The 19,995-nt window shown below is 42.4% G+C and carries 21 protein-coding genes; 2 read left to right on the forward strand and 19 right to left on the reverse strand.

Annotation, left to right across the window (positions count from 1 at the left end; translation table 11 throughout):
- Nucleotides 1-36: 36 nt before the first annotated feature.
- The 14 genes from MMA19_RS08190 to MMA19_RS08255 form a co-directional block, all read right to left on the reverse strand.
- Nucleotides 37-690 (reverse strand): OmpA family protein, encoded by a 654-nt coding sequence (locus MMA19_RS08190; RefSeq protein ID WP_240205956.1) that lies wholly within the window; start codon nucleotides 688-690, stop codon nucleotides 37-39.
- 8 nt (nucleotides 691-698) lie between these two features.
- On the reverse strand, nucleotides 699-2,258 hold the full coding sequence (locus MMA19_RS08195) for a TadE/TadG family type IV pilus assembly protein (RefSeq protein ID WP_240205957.1): 1,560 nt from the start codon (nucleotides 2,256-2,258) through the stop codon (nucleotides 699-701).
- 4 nt (nucleotides 2,259-2,262) lie between these two features.
- Complete coding sequence (tadF, locus tag MMA19_RS08200; protein WP_240205958.1) at nucleotides 2,263-2,823, reverse strand: tight adherence pilus pseudopilin TadF; 561 nt, start codon at nucleotides 2,821-2,823, stop codon at nucleotides 2,263-2,265.
- Entirely contained in the window at nucleotides 2,810-3,292 is a 483-nt protein-coding gene (locus tag MMA19_RS08205; RefSeq protein ID WP_006070726.1) for a TadE family protein, read from the reverse strand. The genes tadF and MMA19_RS08205 overlap by 14 nt, the downstream gene beginning before the upstream one ends.
- Nucleotides 3,293-3,294: 2 nt before the next feature.
- The gene (locus tag MMA19_RS08210; RefSeq protein ID WP_240205959.1) at nucleotides 3,295-4,017 is read right to left on the reverse strand and encodes a tetratricopeptide repeat protein; all 723 of its coding nucleotides are present in this window, start codon (nucleotides 4,015-4,017) and stop codon (nucleotides 3,295-3,297) included.
- 3 nt (nucleotides 4,018-4,020) lie between these two features.
- A complete protein-coding gene (locus MMA19_RS08215; RefSeq protein WP_088877443.1) occupies nucleotides 4,021-4,869 on the reverse strand; it encodes a type II secretion system F family protein in 849 nt (282 codons plus the stop codon).
- The gene (locus MMA19_RS08220; RefSeq protein WP_240205960.1) at nucleotides 4,866-5,768 is read right to left on the reverse strand and encodes a type II secretion system F family protein; all 903 of its coding nucleotides are present in this window, start codon (nucleotides 5,766-5,768) and stop codon (nucleotides 4,866-4,868) included. Before MMA19_RS08220 ends, MMA19_RS08215 begins: the two co-directional genes overlap by 4 nt.
- A 1-nt stretch (nucleotide 5,769) precedes the next feature.
- On the reverse strand, nucleotides 5,770-7,041 hold the full coding sequence (locus MMA19_RS08225; RefSeq protein WP_124939784.1) for a CpaF family protein: 1,272 nt from the start codon (nucleotides 7,039-7,041) through the stop codon (nucleotides 5,770-5,772).
- Entirely contained in the window at nucleotides 7,038-8,279 is a 1,242-nt protein-coding gene (locus MMA19_RS08230; RefSeq protein WP_240205961.1) for a P-loop NTPase, read from the reverse strand. The genes MMA19_RS08225 and MMA19_RS08230 overlap by 4 nt, the downstream gene beginning before the upstream one ends.
- 1 nt (nucleotide 8,280) lies before the next feature.
- Complete coding sequence (locus MMA19_RS08235; RefSeq protein WP_240205962.1) at nucleotides 8,281-8,757, reverse strand: hypothetical protein; 477 nt, start codon at nucleotides 8,755-8,757, stop codon at nucleotides 8,281-8,283.
- Nucleotides 8,754-10,124 carry a pilus assembly protein N-terminal domain-containing protein gene (locus MMA19_RS08240; RefSeq protein WP_124939787.1) on the reverse strand — a complete coding sequence of 457 codons (1,371 nt, stop codon included), beginning with the start codon at nucleotides 10,122-10,124 and terminating at the stop codon, nucleotides 8,754-8,756. Before MMA19_RS08240 ends, MMA19_RS08235 begins: the two co-directional genes overlap by 4 nt.
- Nucleotides 10,124-10,948: a Flp pilus assembly protein CpaB gene (gene cpaB, locus MMA19_RS08245; RefSeq protein ID WP_124939788.1), complete on the reverse strand. Its 825-nt coding sequence runs from the start codon at nucleotides 10,946-10,948 to the stop codon at nucleotides 10,124-10,126. Before cpaB ends, MMA19_RS08240 begins: the two co-directional genes overlap by 1 nt.
- A gap of 21 nt (nucleotides 10,949-10,969) precedes the next feature.
- A complete protein-coding gene (locus tag MMA19_RS08250) occupies nucleotides 10,970-11,395 on the reverse strand; it encodes a prepilin peptidase (protein WP_240206174.1) in 426 nt (141 codons plus the stop codon).
- 142 nt (nucleotides 11,396-11,537) lie between these two features.
- Nucleotides 11,538-11,759 (reverse strand): Flp family type IVb pilin, encoded by a 222-nt coding sequence (locus tag MMA19_RS08255; RefSeq protein WP_124939789.1) that lies wholly within the window; start codon nucleotides 11,757-11,759, stop codon nucleotides 11,538-11,540.
- 470 nt (nucleotides 11,760-12,229) lie between these two features.
- On the opposite strand from MMA19_RS08255, the gene MMA19_RS08260 reads away from it, so the two are divergent.
- Nucleotides 12,230-13,120, forward strand: coding sequence for a LysR family transcriptional regulator (locus MMA19_RS08260; RefSeq protein WP_006070738.1), 891 nt, complete (start codon nucleotides 12,230-12,232; stop codon nucleotides 13,118-13,120).
- A gap of 167 nt (nucleotides 13,121-13,287) precedes the next feature.
- Here MMA19_RS08260 and MMA19_RS08265 read toward each other — a convergent pair whose 3' ends face one another.
- Together MMA19_RS08265 and MMA19_RS08270 are read right to left on the reverse strand one after the other, a co-directional pair.
- On the reverse strand, nucleotides 13,288-14,745 hold the full coding sequence (locus MMA19_RS08265; protein ID WP_006070739.1) for a glyceraldehyde-3-phosphate dehydrogenase: 1,458 nt from the start codon (nucleotides 14,743-14,745) through the stop codon (nucleotides 13,288-13,290).
- 328 nt (nucleotides 14,746-15,073) lie between these two features.
- A complete protein-coding gene (locus MMA19_RS08270) occupies nucleotides 15,074-15,847 on the reverse strand; it encodes a siderophore-interacting protein (RefSeq protein WP_240206175.1) in 774 nt (257 codons plus the stop codon).
- A 241-nt stretch (nucleotides 15,848-16,088) separates the two neighbouring features.
- On the opposite strand from MMA19_RS08270, the gene MMA19_RS08275 reads away from it, so the two are divergent.
- Nucleotides 16,089-16,310 carry a hypothetical protein gene (locus MMA19_RS08275; protein ID WP_006070741.1) on the forward strand — a complete coding sequence of 74 codons (222 nt, stop codon included), beginning with the start codon at nucleotides 16,089-16,091 and terminating at the stop codon, nucleotides 16,308-16,310.
- A 118-nt stretch (nucleotides 16,311-16,428) separates the two neighbouring features.
- Here the strand turns inward: MMA19_RS08275 and MMA19_RS08280 are convergent, their stop codons facing one another.
- From MMA19_RS08280 to tnaA, 3 genes are all read right to left on the reverse strand, one after another.
- A complete protein-coding gene (locus MMA19_RS08280) occupies nucleotides 16,429-16,815 on the reverse strand; it encodes a Rid family detoxifying hydrolase (RefSeq protein ID WP_006070742.1) in 387 nt (128 codons plus the stop codon).
- Nucleotides 16,816-16,896: 81 nt separating this feature from the next.
- Nucleotides 16,897-18,111, reverse strand: coding sequence for an aromatic amino acid transporter (locus MMA19_RS08285; protein WP_006070743.1), 1,215 nt, complete (start codon nucleotides 18,109-18,111; stop codon nucleotides 16,897-16,899).
- A gap of 119 nt (nucleotides 18,112-18,230) precedes the next feature.
- Nucleotides 18,231-19,691: a tryptophanase gene (tnaA, locus tag MMA19_RS08290; protein WP_006070744.1), complete on the reverse strand. Its 1,461-nt coding sequence runs from the start codon at nucleotides 19,689-19,691 to the stop codon at nucleotides 18,231-18,233.
- Between the last annotated feature and the right edge of the window lie 304 nt (nucleotides 19,692-19,995).

Consider the following 19,995-nt stretch of genomic DNA (forward strand, 5'->3'; position numbering starts at 1 on the left):
TCCCTAAACAGACAAGATGACCACTTAGTTATTGAATCATTTGTTCACTGATTTAACCGTGCTACCGGAAGAAACCCATATCTCCGAACGTCGATTTTGCGCTCGCCCTTCTGTCGTCGAGTTGGTCGCAATCGGCTTGGTTTCGCCAAAAGAGCGCACAACAATATGATTCTTATCCACGCCTTTTGAGATTAGGCCATCTGAGGTTGTTAACGCTCTTTTCAGCCCAAGTGCTTGGTTATACCCTTCGGGTCCAGTACTGTCGGTGTGCCCGTCTATAGTGATATTACTAGCCTGTTTCCCTAGCGTATCTGCTAAACGATTTAATGCTTCATCGCCCATGGGAGTGAGATTGGCTTGGTCAAAACCAAAATGAAGACGTGCCACTAAGCCTCCTTGTTTAGCCTTTCCGTGCTCATCACCTATCCAAGTGGTGCAGCCTGACTGACTTAAAGCAAGACTAGATTTCCCGGCCAACAGCTTTTTTAAGTCACTGTCATCTGACTTTTGTTCTATTTGCAAAAAGCCTTTTCGATGCTGCGCAATACCTGTGATATTCCCTACTGTCACACTGTGCTGAAATTCATTAAAAGTGTTATCGCAATACACGCTTTGCCCCTCTCCTGCACTCGCGGCCAAACTGTATGGCAACATCGACATGACAAGTGCACCAATCACTAACTTCTTCATATTTTCCTCTAGTACAACTTAGTTATTCCGCTTGTTTTAGAGCCCTTGCGGATGAGTTCTTCTATCTTCTTAATCAATTCATCGAGGTTGGCTACGTCGATAATGTCTTCATTGGGGTCAACTACACAGTCTTGAAAACCACTTTGTTGAGACGCTTGAAAGTTAATACCTATCACGCCTATGTATAAACCGGGTATTTGCTGTCTTGCTTTATTACACATGCCAGCATTCACCAGTCCCCTCAAAATGCCGTTGTTAGGGCTCTCTTGACCATCACTTAATATGAGCAGCATTTTTATTTTTTGGTTGTATGCTTGCTGTTCTTTCAGATCAGTACTGTTCGGGTTACCGTCAGCTAGTATCTGAGCTCCTCTTAATATTCCTTGAAACGCCGCGGTAAACCCACTGGCCCGCATAGAGCTTAGTGGCGCAAGATTATCGATATTGTTAGTCAAGGATATATTGTGAAACTGATTAAATGAGCTATCACCAAATCCCCAGTACAGCTTGTTGCGGTCAACACGATAATACGTGGAAACTGTAGGAAAATGATTGGTCATCATTTGTGACACTGTGGCAGAGAAATCTACATATTTATAAGAATCAACAACGTAATAGCGCTGGTTAGAATAAGGCTTAATGTTAAGGGCTCGAACGACTCGATTAGCTTCATTGCGTTCATCATCAGTACGACTCGGACAGTAATGACTATCAACCGAGCAGTTGTAAACTTGTCTACCAGTGTATCTACGCCACTTATTCCAATTAACGGATTCAAAGGTTCGTTCGGGGTACAACACATCAACACCCGTTTTGTATCTTAACTGGCTAACAGAGGACACGGTTCCATTAGCGTGTTTTTCCCGCGTACGAATGTTGTAAGGTACAATACCAATCCTGTTTTTAACCTTATCGGCCAGTTCACCATTATTCTCATCGCAGGTACTCGCTTCATTTCCATTATGGGCATCAGAGTCTCTGGGGTTGCAAAGAATTTTGTCCGCAATTTCATTGATTGCGCGCTTGAGATCATCGATCTTTCGACTTCTGTTTTGCCCCCATGTCCATTCCATAGAACCAGAAAAGTCGGAAACAAACACGATATCGATATTATTATCCCCCAAATAGACTGGGTATTTTCTCGCCAAGGAACGTCCTGCTAGATCTTGCTGGTCACCGAATGATGGAATAAAGCTGCTCGCAAACCAAGAATCATGTGTCGTTTTAGCGTTAACCGTATATTGGATATACTCCAGTACACCTGCGTTTTGGTTCTCTGCCTGATGAAATCGCTGCGCGGTCAGTGCCATTGACTTGATATCGCGCACGTAGTTTTCAATATATTTAGTCGCAAGATTGTTAGCGAGCGTTGGTTGATCTTCAATGGTTACCGCTAAAGCAGCAGCTTCAGAAGCATCCCTTAGACGGCTGGTTTCCTGAACATAACGCGTCCCTTCGACTGCCCAAAATGTAAATCCCATTATGGGTACAAGCATCAATCCCATCCAAATTGCGGCGACTCCTTTCTGGCGACGGAGACTTCGATGCTGATAACGCTGCATTCTCATTACACTATCTCCCGGGCAGTATTGAGGATGAAACAATTTTGACGGTGGTACTGGTACCGCCATTTATAAAGGGTTCAAACCAAGAATGTTGTTGCTGACATATACTCACTCGATACAGCGGATAGATAACCCCTTTTTCCACCGGAGCTAAATCAGCGTGCTCTTGGAGTGAGTCAGTCTGACAATTTAAGCTATTAAATTTGTTACTAGTAAACCCAACCACGGTCGTTTTATTGGTCAGCGATTCAATTTTAAGTGCTACGTTTCCAGGCGCTGTATTTAGCATTCGACTCGCAACTTGAGTAAGGTTGACTAGATCAGAGCTGGTTACTGCTAGATTCTTTCCGGCAGCAACATCAGCATCGAAATAGCGAGTACGTTCTTTGATCACGTTGGCGAGCGCGAAGCTCGAGCGATCCAACTTAGCTCGAACTAGAAGCTGATGACTCAAATCTGTCGAAAAGAGGTAGATAGCACACAAAGCCATCATGACGAACGCTAATTCGATCGCGAAGGACCCTTTTTGGCGATGTTTGGAACATACACCGTGGTTATGGAGCGTCATCTTTCCACCCCTCATGTTCTAAATTGAGCACCATAGTACGAGAGATGGTGCTATCAGACGTTCCCCAAAGCTTGAGCATTGGAGAGTAATGATAAGTAACTGTGATTTCTGCCAAATCATAGTTGAAATTCAACCCTTGGCTCGAATGCCCTCGGTTAGCAATGAAATCGTCATAGGTTTTGAAGTACTTGCCATCTATAGAAAATCTCGAGCTATCGATTAAGAAGTGCCATAAGTTTTTATCGTCTTCGATAAGCGTCTTAAACTTTGCTTCGTATTGCTGATTGATGCCCTTTCCTTCATAGATTTTGGTGTTTCTAATCGTTTCTCTCAGCGAATACTCGGTCATATTGACGACGTAGATTTGGTAACTCGATTCGAAAATAGCAAATGTAGCGAAGATGAGTACGATGGCTCCCAAAGCAAACTCAACCGTTGTAACTCCTTTTTGCTTGTACAGGCGATTCATTGTTAACTCCGGTACTGAGTGAGTTCGGCGCTAATATCACGCAATTCTTGGTCAGAAAACTCACCTTTTAGCAGTTTTCTCGCGGCATCCACCTGCTGCACTTTCATAAGTGCAATGGCTAAGTTTGCTTTTACGATCTTATTACTCGGGTTTTCTTTGAGGATTGGAGTGAGCATTTCTACCGCCTTTTGGTAATCACCATTTGCCATATGAATCATCGCTAGATTGTTCTTAATGACAACGTCGTCATAACCTCGTAATCTTGCTTCATTCAACTGCTTGTAGGCTTCTTTGTAGCTCCCAGCCTTGGTATACGATACGCCCAACAAGACATGAACTTGACCGGATTGATTACCCGATTTAATAGAGTCTAAATAAGCATTAATCGCATTATCAGTGTCGTCTTTAGCGTCAAAAACCTGCCCCTCTAACTGGTACAAACTTGGATTTATGACACCTTCTTTCTGTAAGTGCTGGACGTAAAAATCGGCAGATTCTAGGTCACCTTTATGAAAGTAGGCCCAAGCCAACTTTTCTTTGACTTGAGGATCTTTCGATCCTTTTTCTAACTCAGACTTGTAGTAACTAATCAAACCATCATAGTTTTTTACCTTTTCCATACTGGCAATTTCGTCCTGTTGCTCACGCTCTGGAGATGGAGCTGACTGACATCCGACTAGCGAAATCAGTAAAACTAAGACGATATAGAACGGTTTTCTAATCACTCGTTACCCTCCTATATTTATGGACATTTGCATAATTCCCGGTGCGAGAATAAGAATCACGATGGGAAACATAATGAACAAAATCAATGGGATACTCATTTTTGCGGACAATTTCCCCACTTTTTCTTCCACAGTTAGAATTTGTACTTTTCGCATATCTTCTGCCAAATCACTCAGTACCTGCGCCACGGAAGTACCGTATTGCAGGTTTTGAATAATAGTCAGTACAAAACTTCGCACTGCAGGCGTAGGTATGCGATCACTGAGGTCATTCAGTGCTTTTTCTAAACCATGTATTTTGGCGGAATCGGAAGTGCGCTTAACCTGATAGCAGAGATCAGAATCAAACTCTGCAAGCTCTTTACCTAAATAGATCAATGCTGCCTCGATGGTCATACCGGTTTGTACACACACCGACATCATGTCCAGTAGATAAGGAAGTTGAGCGGACGTTTTTCCAATGAGTACCTTGCGTCGCAACTGCAACAGCATGTCAGGAACGACAATCACCGCAACAAGAGATACCAATACCGTCAATAACTTGTTACTGGCCGTCATATCCGTCATTAACACTAAAACCGACAACACGGCGAGCACCGCTAACTTGGCTGGGAAGTAAAATCTTGCCCACTCAGTGTTGTAATAACCTGCTTCGATAAACTTCTGCTCGAGCTCATGTCGGTGCTCTTTACCAAACCGAACAAAAAAGCGATTAACACGAGAAGAAGAATTTAAAGTCTGTCCGCCGATATAGTCCTCTACCTTCTTACGCCTTTGCTCTGCTCGTAAAGACTCAAAAATCAGAAATAACAGGGAAACAAATAGGACGATCAGCGCCGTCAATAACATCATGCGCGCACTCCCCTTACCAGTAGCCAAACAATAGACAAGCCGATGAGTTCGCTACCAAGGACGTAAAACAGGACGTACTGACCTTGCGGATCATTTAAAACAAAGTCGACATTCGCTGGGTTTACATAATTTAGAATAACGGTAAAGATAAGCGGAATAGCCGCAACGATTTTCGCAGAAATCCTCGCCTCTGAAGTCATGGCCATTTTCTTTTTCTCTAGCGTCCTAGAATCAACCAATACTCTTATAAGGCGAGCTAATACTCCTTTGAGCTGTCCTCCACGAGCAATGTTTGCCCTAATAGTCACTGTGAAAAATAAAAACTCAGGATAAGGGTAATTTTTACAAGAACGCTGCAAGACGACTTCCGGTGATTCGCCCAACTTCAACCGATCGCCCATTAACTTAAATTCACGGCCTATCGGATTGTTCATTGCTTCACCGACATAACTAATTGCTTGCATCAAGCTATCACCCGCCGTTACTGCGCTCATCAGAATATTCAGAGCATCAGGAAAGGTATTTTCAAAATCACGTCGCCGTCTTCCCACCAAAACGCGATAACCGAAAACAGTGAAAATGAGAGAAAGACTGAGCACTAACCAAGAATTGGTCATGGATAATAATTCAATAACGATATACCACGACGCGATAATGCTGCCTGTAATATAAAGAGCTATATAAAGCGAAGAACGCGGCCCCAAGATGGTAAGCGTCGGTGAAATCGACTCCTTAAATTTCTGCCAACTCTGCTTTCTCACCAACGACTTAACGTTAATAGCATTTAAGTTTTCCGCTTCAGCTTCTTCTATGTTGAAAAACTGATCGACTTTTTTGACTTTAGAGTCTCTCAAAAGAATGATGACTAAGGCAAAGAGGACTAACGACAACCAAAGCATGTTATAGCCCCTTAAACGATGCCATTAAGTCATCATATAAGCCGAAAAACTGTGCTTTTTTCACCAGTTCCGAGCGCTGCATAATACCGTTAGTGACGAAATCACCCTTCACTGCCTCGCCGTAATGAGCATCGTCATAGCGAAAGCGGTAGATTTCCTCCATCACCACGCTGTCGCCTTCAAGCCCGACAATCTCTGAAATGCTGGTAACTTTACGGGAACCGTCACGTAAACGGTTAACCTGTACCACCATTTGAACCGCACTGACTATGGTTCTCCTAATAGCATCCAAAGGCTGATTTAAGTTCGCCATCATAACCATGGATTCAACACGAGCAATAGCATCGCGTGGTGTGTTGGCGTGCAACGTTGACATCGAACCGTCGTGTCCCGTGTTCATCGCTTGTAGCATTTCAAACGCTTCCGAGCCACGACACTCACCGAGAATAATACGATCTGGTCTCATACGAAGTGCGTTGATCACCAAGTCGCGTTGCGTGACGGCTCCGGTTTGCTCAATACTCGAAGTTCTTGTTTCCAATCGAACTAAGTTAGGCTGTTGAAGGCGCAGTTCAGCGGCATCTTCTATGGTTATAATGCGTTCATCTTCGGCAATGTACTGAGACAAGGCATTGAGTAAGGTAGTTTTACCTGAGCCCGTACCACCAGAAATCAACACATTGATTCGACAACGAGAAGCAATCATCAACACCCGCGCCATGTCTAAAGACATAGAGCCAAAACCAATCAAATCCTCAAAACCAATGTTCTGCTCTCGGAATTTACGTATTGAAATAGACGTGCCGTCTAGTGCTATAGGAGGAATAACAATATTTACACGACTGCCATCTTCTAGCCTGGCATCAACCGTAGGAGAAAGTTCGTCAACGCGGCGCCCGACACGCGATGCAATACGTTTTGCAATCGCCAACACCTGCTCTTCGTTGACAAACGTCACCTCAGACTTTTGAACTTTGCCGTGTCTTTCAAAAAAGATGTTGTTAGAACCGTTCACCATAATGTCGGTAATCGACTGATCCTCTACCAAAGGCTGCAAAGGACCTAGGCCAAACAACTCATCCATTAAGCTCTTTACTAAGCCTGACTTCATCATAGATGTGATAGGTCTTTGATAGCTATTAGCAAGAAGATCCACAGCACTTTGTATCTGAGACTCTAGGTCTCGACGACTCATTTTCTGAACCGCTTCTGCGTCCAAGGCTTCAAAAATCTGACCACGAAATGCGAGATATAAGTCTTTGTTAGAACTCATTTAGCGCGCACCTTCTTTAACCAAGAGCCCATGCCTTTAGTATCCACTGGCTGACCATTAATTAGTTTCACCAGTTGCTCTATAGAACGACTGATGTGGCGGTCGTGTTTGTGTCCACGTTTGCCGTCAATAATGATGTGAGACAATGACTTACAGTAGGCCACTTCCAAGTCGATATCCGCACCTAAATATTTCTTAAGATCTGGCCTTTGCAACACATATGCATTCTCAGGTCGATGATAGTTCACCACCGTAATAACACGCGTACGCGAAGATAGCGTGAGTTGTAAGTTAGCGACTTTCTCAAACAGTCGCTTTGCACTACGGACCGATGATACCGAGGCGTCTAGTACCAATACGACGACGTCAAAGTTTTCAACGAGCAACTGAGGTTCCACTTTAAAATCGACGCTTCCGGAGAAGTCTTCGATAATAAAGTTGGTATTTCGTGCTAGTAACTCACAAAGCGTCTGGTTGTAGGTGAGAATATCGTTTTGATTCATATCACCATCAATGGCCAACAAGCGAAGGTTTTTTCTAGCGCTAAACAGATAACTTAGCGCCCCCTCTTCATCCATCTCATGCAAAGGTGCGGTAAACTCGTCAATCGCTCGAGGCTTAAAATCCTTGAGAGCGAGCAAAACATCTATATTGGTACCGGAGTATTGGTGGTCCACAAGGATGGTGTCAGTCCCATGAGTAGAAAGTAGAGAGCTCAGTTCTGTCGCCAAAAATGATGCGCCTACACCACCTTTGGAGCCGACTACAGCCACGCGCTTAGCTTTTCGCTTTTGGCTAACCCCAGAAAAGGTTTTGAGGTTCTTGCTCACGTGAGTTAAGAAATCAGCAAATTCTTGCTTGTTCACTGGCCAAAAAACGTAGTAAAAGCCCATGTCTTTAAGTGAACGTAAAGTAGAGATAGCATCTTCTTTACCAATAACTATCACACCTTTATGAGTAGGCAGCTTGCTAACAAACGCTTTAGCATCTTCCACGACATTATTCGATTCATTAAGCTCAAGAACAACGATGTGGCTACTTTGCTGCTCAGTTAACTTCGTCAGTCCCGCCGTGGTTTTCACACATGCTGGATCATTCCAGCCTTCAAATCGGAACACTTCCTGTACAAGATTCAAGCACTCCTGCGATTGATAAAACAATGTACAACCCGCGACCCCTGTTGGTGTTTTCGGAACCGGCTTTGCCTTTGTGGTTAGTGCTTTAGTAAGGTCAAACATCTTATTCTCCTACCAACCGAGACTTGTAGGACACTTGCTTCAAACGCATTGACTCAACAAAGCAATCAGGCTGTCCAATCTGTTGTTGTATCTGCGCGGGTGCGCATTGTTGCGTTTTCAGTCGAGTTAACGTGACTTGAATATTGAGATCATTACGCATGGTGTGAACGTGTTTGAACTCCACTCGTTGCGGTGCAACTTTGTGAGACGGATACTGGTCAAAGATCTTCTCTAACATCTTTTTGCTGCGAGTGTTCTTATAGTCGATAACGTAAGTCGCCTCTTTATCAGTCGACTCAATGTCCTTCACCAATGCGTTAATTTGTTTAGCCGTTTCATCATAATTCTTAATTGCAAAGTCGAAATTATGATGTTCTTGATAGGTAATAGCCTCTGCACCATTCCCACCAAAGTAGCGTTCGGAAGCGCAGCCTAATAAAGTTGAAACAAGGAAAACAATTATGATTAGCTTCTTCATTGAATGAATCCTCCTTGCGATAACAGACGAATAGTGGCATCTGAAGACGCTACAGGCTTTCCATCTGCGTCAACATTTAGCCAACGCGACAAGGTCGAGGTTTTCTTAATGTATGGCAGTTGAATATCCTTTGGTTTCATAGGCTCTACCAAGTTCACGGTAGCAACAATGATAAGTTCGGTTCGTTTTCGTTGAGTGGTTGCTTTTCGAAACGCAGCACCGAGTACAGGTACATCACCGATAAATGGGATTTTCTGCATTTTTTCTAGGTCACTACTACTCATCAGCCCACCTAAAATGAAGCTGTCACCGTCCGCTAACTCAACCGTCGTCATGGCACGTCTAGACGCTAATTGAGGTACCTTGACACCGGCTGCTTCAACATAACTTTCCACTTCACTAACTTCTGGAGAAAGCTGCATACGAATTTTGTCTTGGCTGAGCACTTTCGCGGTAAGATCGAGCTTGATACCAAACTCTTTAAACGTAATGTTCACGTTGTTGCTTGTTGACACTATTACGGGAACTTCTCCACCGACGAGAAAACTCGCAGACTCTCCAGACAACACGGTTAGATTCGGTTCTGCTAGCACTTCTGCAATGCTGTCATTACCTAATGCAGTGATAAGCGTACTAAGATTTGCGGCATCAAATTGGTCAAAGACGAACTCTCCCACACTTGAGCCTACTGAGCTCCAGTCTACACCGACCGTTTTACCAAACGACTCCGTTACCTGAGCAACGGATATTTTGACGTTAACCTGTTGGGTAGTAGCGACCTCAATACGTTCAAGAATCCCGTCCCAAGTCATATTGCGGGCAAAAACCATACTTTCTGGCTCTTCAAGCTCCAACGAGTCAGATTTGAATTTCATTTTCTGTGTTTTATCCCACTTCTCAGTTTTTTTACGTCCCAGAAGCGTCGCCACCAAACGGTAGATATCGTCTCGAGTTTGCTCCGAGTCCACTACACCACTAACAGCAACCTGCTCACCGACCGACTGAACCTTGACCTTCGCGTCGGGAAAATGGAACTTAAGCTGGCGGCGTACCTCGGTTAAATCGAGATCAACAATAATGCGGTCTGAAAGCAGAACATCATTGTTTGTCCCATATACAATAAGCCTTGATTGCCCGACACTATTGGCAAACACCACAAGCGTGTTGTCATTGATAATTTTGTAGTCTGCGATGGCAGGGTTACTTATAAAAACCTTACCAATAGGCATTTTCAATTGAATATGCTGACCATCGTTAAGAGTAATTGAGCGATCCGCTGCGTAAGCGTGTTTCACCCAAAGCAAGCCTATGAGCAAGGATGTAATGTAAACCCACAGTGCTTGCTTGAGTCGATGTTGCATGATCATTACAAGGCCTCTCTCGGATTCGTTTCGTTACCACGTAACTCTTCAATTCCCGTATAGTTGTCAATAATGTTACGCACTTCCGCGTATTCCGGCTGCTTATAGGTTTGACTTCGATAGATTTCGATATGCATGGTTCGTTGCGCTAGCGCAAGCTTTGCTAAATCGTCTGGCTTTACTTCGATCACCACGGTAGTAAGCCCATTTTCCTTAGTGGGAGACCGAGCGGTAACAGAGCTGTTATCGCCTTTGTCATCACCCACGTTAAGTACTTTGACATGTTTGAGAAACATTGAGGCTTTAACTCCTCTGAAGCGTTTAGGCTTATCAACATTTCCAGCTAAGTTATCGTTAGGCGAACTCACGGTTAGAACATCAATGAACGAACCGGGACGAATGTAATCATTGATAAGGTTTTTATCACTTACTTCAAGTGGATATAACGTCATTCCCTCAGTGACCAGCAAGTCGATATACCCCGATTGACCAGGGGAAACTTGATATTCAGGTAGAACGATCTCTCCCGGTGTAAGAGTTCGGTTTAATAGTACAGATGGTGAAAAACTAATTTTCGCGTCTTCTCGAACGCCAAGGCTTAGTGCCTCACTTAGAGGTAATTGCTTTTTTACCACCCCTTGAGCAGTGATTGCATGACCCTTTTCGTATGCTTCTGTGGTCATCCAAACTGCAACATGCTCTTCATCTTTGTTTTCCGTCACTTCAGTGACAGTAGTCGGTTGAGGTTTACTTTTGAATAAGTCGACAACGCCTAGCGCCCCTACTACCAACGCTACAACAGCGACAAGTAATACCAGTCGAGATCTCATAATTTTCTCACTCTTAGAGATTCAAATATGTGGCGCAATTTGGACAAATATAACTAAATAAAACCCAACACTAATTGCTACCCCATATGGGATACCATTTTTAATATGACACTCATCACTTATAACTTTGCTTTTCATCCAGTAAATTACTGCAATTAAACCACCAGAAAAACCAGTGAGAACGTATGCCCATGGTAAATCAGTGAGTGGAATCGTTAAGGACAAAATAGCAGCATACTTAATATCACCAGCCCCGAACCACTTGAATACGTAAGATATTAATCCTAGAGTTAGCACCAATAAAAACGTAGTCATATGGATATCGAGTGGTGATAATAAACATTGAAAAATGAAGAGCATTGCCAATATCGAATTATGTATTTTCCTGTAAGAAATGTCCGTTATAGAGATAACACAACACACTATAGCCAAGACAATTAAATACACTGCATTACTTAGCATTACATTTCATTAGTTAGATATAGTCATTTCCAATGTCTGCAAGACATATCGTATATATATTCGTTAGACCAATAAAATACTGGTCTAACTTTGATATACCACTTATGGCTTATGTAAGTATTTAAACTTACTTTCCACTAGTAGAGGTAGCAATCGTTGTACCTATTTTGGCAAAAGCAGCTTTCAATTCTTTCAAGAAACCACCATCGCCACCCACGCTAAAAGCAACACTCACTGCTATAGCCATAGCTACACCAATCAATCCATACTCAATTGCAGTTACACCGCGTTGGTCGTTTTTAAATTGTGATAAAAACAAGCTTGTTTTTACATATAGTTTGGTAATCATTTTAACTTCCTTTAAGGTCGATTTACAAAAGCTTGCTCATTCTAATTAATACTTACATTCAACAAAAAATACACCCTATCGATGTAATCGATAGGCTTAACAAACAATGTTCAAAATGAGAATTCAAACAACAACACAGAAATCATACAAACACTTATATAACATACACTTAAAGACAAATGTTATACTTTTATTACAGCCTCAGCACAGATAACATATTTCGTACTGTGAGATATAGATCATTAATAGAGCCATTACTTTATTGTTGGTTATAATTATTCTTAGCACAAAAAGAGATAGATGCGATGATAATTTATGCAATATGGGAATATATCCACACTATAATTAACATCATTAATTTCCAGTGCTTTATAAAACGAGTTGAAATACTAGTATCATCACGCTATTGTGTTGCAAATGTACAATTCACATAATTAAAATCTGCTTGCTTTATAAAGGTTGGTTGAATCATGAAACTACAATTCGAAAATATTGTTTCGTTCGTAGCTGTAGTTGACGAAGGTTCATTTAGCTCCGCTGCTCGTAAGCTTGGTAAATCCCAATCTACTGTTAGCACTGCTGTTCAGAATCTAGAGTCAGACTTAGGCTTCAATTTATTTAATAGACAACACTCTAAAGTCTGGTTAACTGAAAAAGGGAAACGCCTGTTCCATTTATCGACACCGGTTGTGTCGAAGTATCGTGAGTTGATCACAACTGCGAAGCAAATGAATATATCAGAGCAAATTGTCTACCGTGTGGGTATTGATCCTTTAGTGTTCAATAAAGAAGTGAAGAAAACACTGTTGGACTTCTCTGAAGCATTTCCCAACGTCGATTTGGTCGTTGTTACTAAACCAAGTTTCGTTTTAGGGAACTACATTAATGAGGGGAAAATAGATCTTGCGTTAGGGAACCCTTATCACAAGACTGATAATGACTTTAACATAGACGAACTATTTCACGTTAACTGTTGGTGGGTCGCTCATGAAGACTTAAAATCCGTTAAAAGTCATCCCTCCCAACGAGTGCTGTTAATGGATGGCATTGAGGAGTTACTCAATCTCTCAAATATAGCCTCATACAACCTATGGAGGCTAGATGACTTAGGAACTATTATCGATCTGTGCAAGGCTCAACGTGGCATTGCATTTTTGCCTGAGTTCCTTATCGACAAAAACATGAAAGACAGCAAACTAAAAGTAATTACCGACCACCCCGATTTCTTTGGCAAAAAAGTCGTTGCCTCCCTTTTCTGGCCGGTACATTCTGACTTCAGTTTGTTTAATCAATGGATCAAAGGAAAACTTCAAACTAGTGTAAGTAGAAAACAATCATTCATTGCAGATTTAGCCCAATAGGTCCTGCGCTCAGTATACATCACACTCAAGTCAGCAGCGTAGCGTGCCCAGAGTGAGATAATTACGCTTTGTTCCCTCAAGCCTTAGAGTCAGGCAAAGATAAAGCTTTAGGCATAAAAAAGCCGTCACCTAGCGATGACGGCAATATCTAGCAGTGGATGTCGGATTTACACAACAGCTGGGTAGGTTTTGTATTTCACGCCCATCATCTGTTCCATGCAATGTACAACTTGGCAACTGTAGCCAAATTCATTGTCGTACCAGATGTACAATACGCAACGATTATCTTGTGCGATTGTCGCTTGGCCGTCTACGATACCTGGATGACGAGCACCAACTAAATCGGTCGAAACAATCTCTGTTGAATCGGTATAGTCTATTTGTGCCGATAGAGATGAGGTGAGAGAGATTTCACGCAAGTACGCATTAAGCTCATCTTTTGAGGTTTCTTTTTCAAGATTTAAGTTCGCCACCGCCATCGAGACATTTGGTGTAGGGACACGAATAGCGTTACCGCTTAGTTTGCCTGCCAGCTCCGGAAGCGCTTTAGCAACGGCTTTTGCTGCACCCGTTGATGTTAAAACCATATTCAAAGAAGCAGAACGTCCGCGACGGTCACCTTTATGATAGTTATCAATAAGGTTTTGATCATTCGTGTATGAGTGAACCGTCTCAATGTGGCCTGAAATAATGCCATACTTATCATTGACCGCTTTTAAAGTCGGAGTAATCGCGTTGGTCGTACAGCTCGCTGCCGATACAATAGTATCGTCCTCCAGAATCGACTCATGGTTCACACCAAATACGATATTTTTAATGTCACCCTTACCCGGAGCAGTCAGTAACACTTTATTTGCGCCATTGCACGCTACATGCTGACCTAAACCTTCAGCATCACGCCAAACGCCAGTATTATCAACAACCAGTGCATTGTTGATTCCGTATTCGGTATAGTCCACGTCAGCAGGGCTGTTGGCATAGATAATTTGAATATAATTACCGTTAACAATCAGCGCTTTATTCTCTTCATCAACTACTATGCTGCCATTGAACTGGCCATGCACGGAGTCACGACGCAAAAGGCTAGCACGTTTTTGTAAGTCACCTTCACGACCTCCACGAACTACAATCGCTCTAAGAGTCAGTGGGTAACCTGGGCCACTTTTCTCGACCAAGATACGAGTTAGTAGACGACCAATACGACCAAAGCCATATAAGACAACATCACGAGACTCAAGTGCCCCATTGCTTTCTATACTCTCAACTAGCGCTGTCATTAAGAAATCATCGATGTTTTGTTCATTATCGTTATTCGCCCAATACTGTTGAGCTAGTTGGCCGATATCGATGCAGCATGGAGACAGGTTTAATTGAGACAGTTTTTCGATGAGAGGAGCAGTTTGAACAATGTTGATGGCTTGAGGAGAGTAGTGTCGTGATACGCGATGAGTTTTAATAATGTCGATGGTCGTTGCATTGACGAGAGTTTTGCCGAACAACAGTATTTCAACGCCCTTCTCTCTGTACAGTCGACCTAAGATAGGTAGCATGGACTCAGCGAGTGTTTGGTTTAGTTGCCACTGATTCTGGTGAATTTCAGTTTGCGAGATGTTGCTATTACTCATAGTAACTGGGGGACCTCTATAAGTTAAAGGCTCGTTACTCTTGAATGTAGGGTACAAGAAATAAGGAGCTGTTTGGGGGATGTAATTGTGTTGTTATTTTTTATGCGCGGAAGTGTAACAAACAGAGACTTAATCTGCTAGGAAAAATAATTGACAGAATATATAAGGAAAAGTGTGACTTAAGTAGAATTAATGCAGGACATGATACCAGCCTTAGTCGTAAAAGAACCTGACTTAGGTCGAGCTTATTTTTCGCATTCAATCAAGAAAAGGAATGGCTAACTCAACACCATTCCTATCATTAACACGTCACTAGGGAATATGGTGGCTAGTTGGACTCAAACTCTTCGTGATCTTGCTTTTTAATCACTTTGTGACCATCTTCTGCCACCCCTCGCTTCCAATAGCTACTGATATAGATGTCTTGTCTTGGAATTTCTTTTTCGTTGCGGAAATAACGGCGAAGTGCTCTCATTTCATCAAACTCACAAGCACACCAAACGAAAGGTGAACCTGTTAACCAATCTAAGTCCTCTGATGTTTTAGACAGAGAGTCAGTCGTCCAAATCAGTCTGATGCCCTCTGGGACCTCCAATATTTGTTCATCCGCGCTGTCTTCTATTTGAATCACAGCATATCCTTTTGCATCGCTTGGGAGCATTTTTAACTTAACCGCCAACGCTGGTAAAGAAGTCATGTCTGCATTGAAGAAAAACCAGTCTTTACTAGTATCAACATCTTGAAGAGTTCCTGGTCCCATGATGGATATCATATCGCCCTCTTTCGCAGAACTTGCCCAGCGTGCACCAAATCCACACAACTTGTCTTCAGTAATATGAGTGACGAAATCGACATCCATTTCACCTGACTCGACATTAAGGCTTCTTATGGTATAGGTACGTAACTTGGGGCGATTATTTTCCGAAAGCCCGGTGATATCTGTACCACCATATTCATTAAACAAGAACTTAATATAGCCACCGACACTATCCGATGGAAAGGCCTTCAGTTCTTCTGAATAAAAAGAAATACGTAGCATGTTAGGAGAAAGTGGATGCACTTTAGTGACTTTGAGAGTCTTAGGACGTGGCTTTTTCATGATTTTCTCTTAATGATTATTGTTTTCATTTAAGTCTATCATAACAATTCCAATTGTTACGCTCTATTTTCGTTGCTTTACACTTTACGATCTTTAACTAATAAGTTTCATAGGCTCAAACACCTCCCAAGTTTCGCGGATAACATCATTTCATATGGAATGCCATAAAACACTGCTCATTATTTGACCAGCTTCAAATTTACTCCTATGTTTGATAAACCGCTCACGGCAAAGGAGGTAAAACATGAAGAAAATGAGCAAGGCATATCGCATGCAAATCATCAAGGAAGTAGCTGAGAAAAAACGCCGCGACCAGTTCGATGATCCTATGGCGGTCTACATCAACCATCTATTAGATGAAAGGCCACAAGCGGATAATGTCGTTGAATATAAACAAGAATTCAGTGGAAATTACTTTGATGAGAGCATAGGGGGATGGATCAGTAAAACTTGGCAGAGCAAATAACATATTCGCTTCACTCAACCACATGATTAATCTAATCTGAAAACTTGGGACTGAGCAGAAAAGCTCACTATGAGGCGCCATAATCTAGCGGCGCCCCCAGAACTTATTTCTTACATCACTAGCCTTTTCTAACCGCTATTACCTCGATCTCTACTTTTGCATCCATAGGAAGACGCGCGACTTCTACACAAGACCTTGCGGGGAAAGGAGCATTGTGAGCGTTAAAGAACGCTTCATAAGCAGCATTGACTAAAGCAAAATCGTTGAGGTCTTTGACAAACACTGTCGTTTTTACAATATTACTTGCTTCCAAGCCAGCTTCCTTGACGATCGCTAATGCATTGGTTAATGACTGAGTTGCCTGCTCCGCCACATCGTCAACCATTGCCTTAGTTTCGGGATCAATTGGCAACTGCCCTGAAGTAATAACCATATCACCAAATGTAACGCCTTGAACATAAGGGCCAATCGCAGCTGGTGCGTTATTTGTAGCTATTGCAGTCATAGTTGTCTCCTCTTGTTTTTATCTGGTTAAGCTAGCTCGTCTTTTGCAAGCACAAGCTAGCTGCGAATAGTTGTTTAAGGTTTAGCCAACAAATGTCGGCAACAGACCCATCATAGAAAGAATGTGGAACACCGCAGTCAGGACACCAAAAGTAATCACTAGAGTAATCATCACCTGACCACCAGGTGCTTTAAATCCATCAGCGCCTGCATGCACTTCGCGTGTTTTCTTCGCCAATAATGCCGGGATGATACATGCCCATACCGTTGCCGCAGCACCCGCGTAGCCAATAGCGATCACGAAACCAAATGGGAATAGTAGAGACATAACAAGTGGTGGTAGGAAGGTAACGAGCCATGTTTTGGTGCGACCTTGTTTTGTATCTTCGAACTTAAAGAAGTCTGCAAGGAAATCAAAAACACCCAGACCAACACCAATAAATGAAGACAAAATTGCTGCCATTGAGAAAGTATTGATTGCGTTCGCGACTTTATCTGACTCAATTACTGAGCCAAGAGCTTTTAGCAATGCATCTACATTACCACCCTGCTCGATAACTGGGCCGAAGTTTGCTCTAGGAAGATTGCCGAAAATACTAAATAGCCATAGGAAATAAAGACTAAGTGCGATAACAGTACCGCCTAGAATGGCGTATTTGGCTTTTGTCTCTTCACCGTAATAAGCGCGCATTGAAGACACTGAGTGATGGTATCCAAATGAGGTCAGTGCTACAGGCAACATTGCCATGGCGTATGGCGCATAAGCATTCTCTTCACTAATGGTATCGAAAAGTACCGCCATATTTACTTTCACAGCCAAGCCCGATACACCAAACACAAAGCTTAGAATCATGAAAGCAATTAGCACAACCGAAATTCGGTCTACCGCACGGGTTGAATGCCAAACAAACGCAGAAAAAATCAAGACAAAAAGAACGGATGCGATTTTAGCATTAAGACCGAGTACATCCTGTAATATGAGTCCTGAAGAAGTGATGTAGGCGTAGAGTAAAATACCACCCACGAAATACACTGTAATGTTGTTAATAAGATTAATCTTATCGCCTAATAAGTCCTTTGTAACTGTGTCAAAAGACACTTTTAATTCGTAGTGTTTGAATGCTTCCAATAGCATCCAACCAGAAATTGTCATGACCACCATAGTTATTGCGATGGCCAACATCGACCAAATAGTCCAGGCGCCAGCACCTGCACTTGGTAGGCCCAACATACCAGCGCCTACACAGACACTCGCTATAATACAGGCACCACCTATCAGAGACGGATTCTTTTTCATCATTCTGTTCTCATCAAATTCACGTTATTAGATTAGGGAGACTCCCCCTACTTCTCTGCTTTTATTTTTTGTATTGCTAGAGAAAAAGAGCGCAGCCAAATGACTGCGCTCTGAAGTGGTTATGCTTCTTCGAGCACTTTCGCTTCTGCTGGATTAACTACGGGTTCAACTTCTTTTAATCGAGCAGTAAAGTGACGTAAAACTTCAGGCTCATAAGTGAAATCCAATCCTTTCACTTTATGCGCGTTCTCTTTCACTTTCTCAAATGCTTCAATAACGTAATCCATATGCGTTTGAGTATAAGTAGCACGTGGAATTGTTAAGCGAAGCAATTCAGCTGGACATGGATGCTGTTTGCCAGTTGCAGGATCACGACCTAGAAGTAGTGAACCGATTTCCACTGCACGAATACCAGCTACTTTATAAAGCTCACAAGCAAGAGCGTGTGCAGGGAATTGGTCTGCTGGAATATGAGGTAGCAATTTACCTGCATCAACGAACGCAGCGTGGCCACCCGCTTGCTGACAGACGACGCCTATCGCTTCTAAGCCATCGACTAGGTATTGGATTTGGTTAATGCGGTACTCTAGCCAGTCTTGACGCATACCGTCGTACAGACCTACTGCTAGACGCTCCATTGCGCCACCTTCTAGGCCACCGTATGTAGGGAAACCTTCTTGAACCACACATAGAGTACGACAGTCAGTATATACATCCATGAAAGATTCATCTTTGAAGCACAATAAGCCGCCCATTTGAACCATTGCGTCTTTCTTCGCAGACATTGCTAGGCCATCAGCATACTTGTAAGACTCACGAGTGATCTCTTCGATAGTCCAATCTTTATATCCAGGTTCACGCTGCTGGACAAAGTATGCGTTTTCAGCATAGCGAGCAGAGTCCATAATGACCGGAATATCGTATTTTTGTGCGATTTCATATACCGCTTTTAAGTTCGCGATAGAGACTGGTTGACCACCCGCAGAGTTACACGTGATTGTACTTACGATGTAAGGTACGTTAGCTGGGCCAGCTTCAATGATAGCTTCTTCTAGCTTCTCTAAGTCAAAGTTACCTTTAAAGTCTGCATTTACTGCTGTATCAAACGCGTCTTTTGTATAAACGTTCTTAGCTACGCAGCAGTTCACTTGAGTGTGACCTTGTGTAGTATCAAAGAAGTAGTTAGACAGTGCTACCATCTTTGAACGGTCCAAACCTTTCTCTTTTTCACGCTTTTTAATTAGTACAGGGATGTAGATCTGTTCAGCACCACGACCTTGGTGAGTCGGAATGGTCAGTTCATAACCAAAGATGTCTTTTACTGCGTTAGCTAAAGCGTAATAGCTGCGGCTACCACTGTATGCTTCATCACCGCGTAGCATTGCTGCTTGCATATCTTGAGTAATTGAACCTGTACCACTGTCTGTTAGTAGATCAATAAATACATCTTCACTATCTAGTAGGAATGGGTTCATACCCGCTTTAATAATTGCTTCTTCACGGTACTCACGCGTAGTACGTTTTACTGGCTCAACAACGCGAATACGGAACGGTTCTGGTAGATGTTTGAAGTTTTCCATTTTAATTTACCTAATATATTCATTTCTTATCTAATATTTAATTAGCGATCAAAAAGATAAGAAATATAATTAAAGAGAACCCTATCCAGAATATATATCCAGATACGATTTAGTTTTGTTTCTATATTTAATCTATGAACATACTTTAACCATTACGACAATAATGCACGTTCTTGCATATTGATTCATTAAGGATAGCTGCACATAGGCTATGCGCACTGGACAGTGCGAGAGACAGGGTTATCTCGAAGGGAAGAAGAAAGCGATTTTGTAATCTAGAGTAATCCAGATACTTGTGATGTTG

The sequence above is a fragment of the Vibrio sp. CyArs1 genome (assembly GCF_022432925.1).
GTDB classification, from domain to species: domain Bacteria; phylum Pseudomonadota; class Gammaproteobacteria; order Enterobacterales; family Vibrionaceae; genus Vibrio; species Vibrio mediterranei.

What these genes read in the sequence shown, in the direction of transcription:
- MMA19_RS08230 (WP_240205961.1), bottom strand. Translation starts at nt 8,279, where the DNA reads ATGTTTGACCTTACTAAAGCACTAACCACAAAGGCAAAGCCGGTTCCG.
- MMA19_RS08240 (WP_124939787.1), bottom strand. Translation starts at nt 10,124, where the DNA reads ATGATCATGCAACATCGACTCAAGCAAGCACTGTGGGTTTACATTACA.
- tadF (WP_240205958.1), bottom strand. Translation starts at nt 2,823, where the DNA reads ATGACGCTCCATAACCACGGTGTATGTTCCAAACATCGCCAAAAAGGG.
- tnaA (WP_006070744.1), bottom strand. Translation starts at nt 19,691, where the DNA reads ATGGAAAACTTCAAACATCTACCAGAACCGTTCCGTATTCGCGTTGTT.
- MMA19_RS08195 (WP_240205957.1), bottom strand. Translation starts at nt 2,258, where the DNA reads ATGAGAATGCAGCGTTATCAGCATCGAAGTCTCCGTCGCCAGAAAGGA.
- cpaB (WP_124939788.1), bottom strand. Translation starts at nt 10,948, where the DNA reads ATGAGATCTCGACTGGTATTACTTGTCGCTGTTGTAGCGTTGGTAGTA.
- MMA19_RS08225 (WP_124939784.1), bottom strand. Translation starts at nt 7,041, where the DNA reads ATGAGTTCTAACAAAGACTTATATCTCGCATTTCGTGGTCAGATTTTT.
- MMA19_RS08235 (WP_240205962.1), bottom strand. Translation starts at nt 8,757, where the DNA reads ATGAAGAAGCTAATCATAATTGTTTTCCTTGTTTCAACTTTATTAGGC.
- MMA19_RS08265 (WP_006070739.1), bottom strand. Translation starts at nt 14,745, where the DNA reads ATGAGTAATAGCAACATCTCGCAAACTGAAATTCACCAGAATCAGTGG.
- MMA19_RS08205 (WP_006070726.1), bottom strand. Translation starts at nt 3,292, where the DNA reads ATGAATCGCCTGTACAAGCAAAAAGGAGTTACAACGGTTGAGTTTGCT.
- MMA19_RS08285 (WP_006070743.1), bottom strand. Translation starts at nt 18,111, where the DNA reads ATGAAAAAGAATCCGTCTCTGATAGGTGGTGCCTGTATTATAGCGAGT.
- MMA19_RS08260 (WP_006070738.1), top strand. Translation starts at nt 12,230, where the DNA reads ATGAAACTACAATTCGAAAATATTGTTTCGTTCGTAGCTGTAGTTGAC.
- MMA19_RS08280 (WP_006070742.1), bottom strand. Translation starts at nt 16,815, where the DNA reads ATGACTGCAATAGCTACAAATAACGCACCAGCTGCGATTGGCCCTTAT.
- MMA19_RS08255 (WP_124939789.1), bottom strand. Translation starts at nt 11,759, where the DNA reads ATGATTACCAAACTATATGTAAAAACAAGCTTGTTTTTATCACAATTT.
- MMA19_RS08275 (WP_006070741.1), top strand. Translation starts at nt 16,089, where the DNA reads ATGAAGAAAATGAGCAAGGCATATCGCATGCAAATCATCAAGGAAGTA.
- MMA19_RS08220 (WP_240205960.1), bottom strand. Translation starts at nt 5,768, where the DNA reads ATGCTTTGGTTGTCGTTAGTCCTCTTTGCCTTAGTCATCATTCTTTTG.
- MMA19_RS08215 (WP_088877443.1), bottom strand. Translation starts at nt 4,869, where the DNA reads ATGATGTTATTGACGGCGCTGATCGTCCTATTTGTTTCCCTGTTATTT.
- MMA19_RS08190 (WP_240205956.1), bottom strand. Translation starts at nt 690, where the DNA reads ATGAAGAAGTTAGTGATTGGTGCACTTGTCATGTCGATGTTGCCATAC.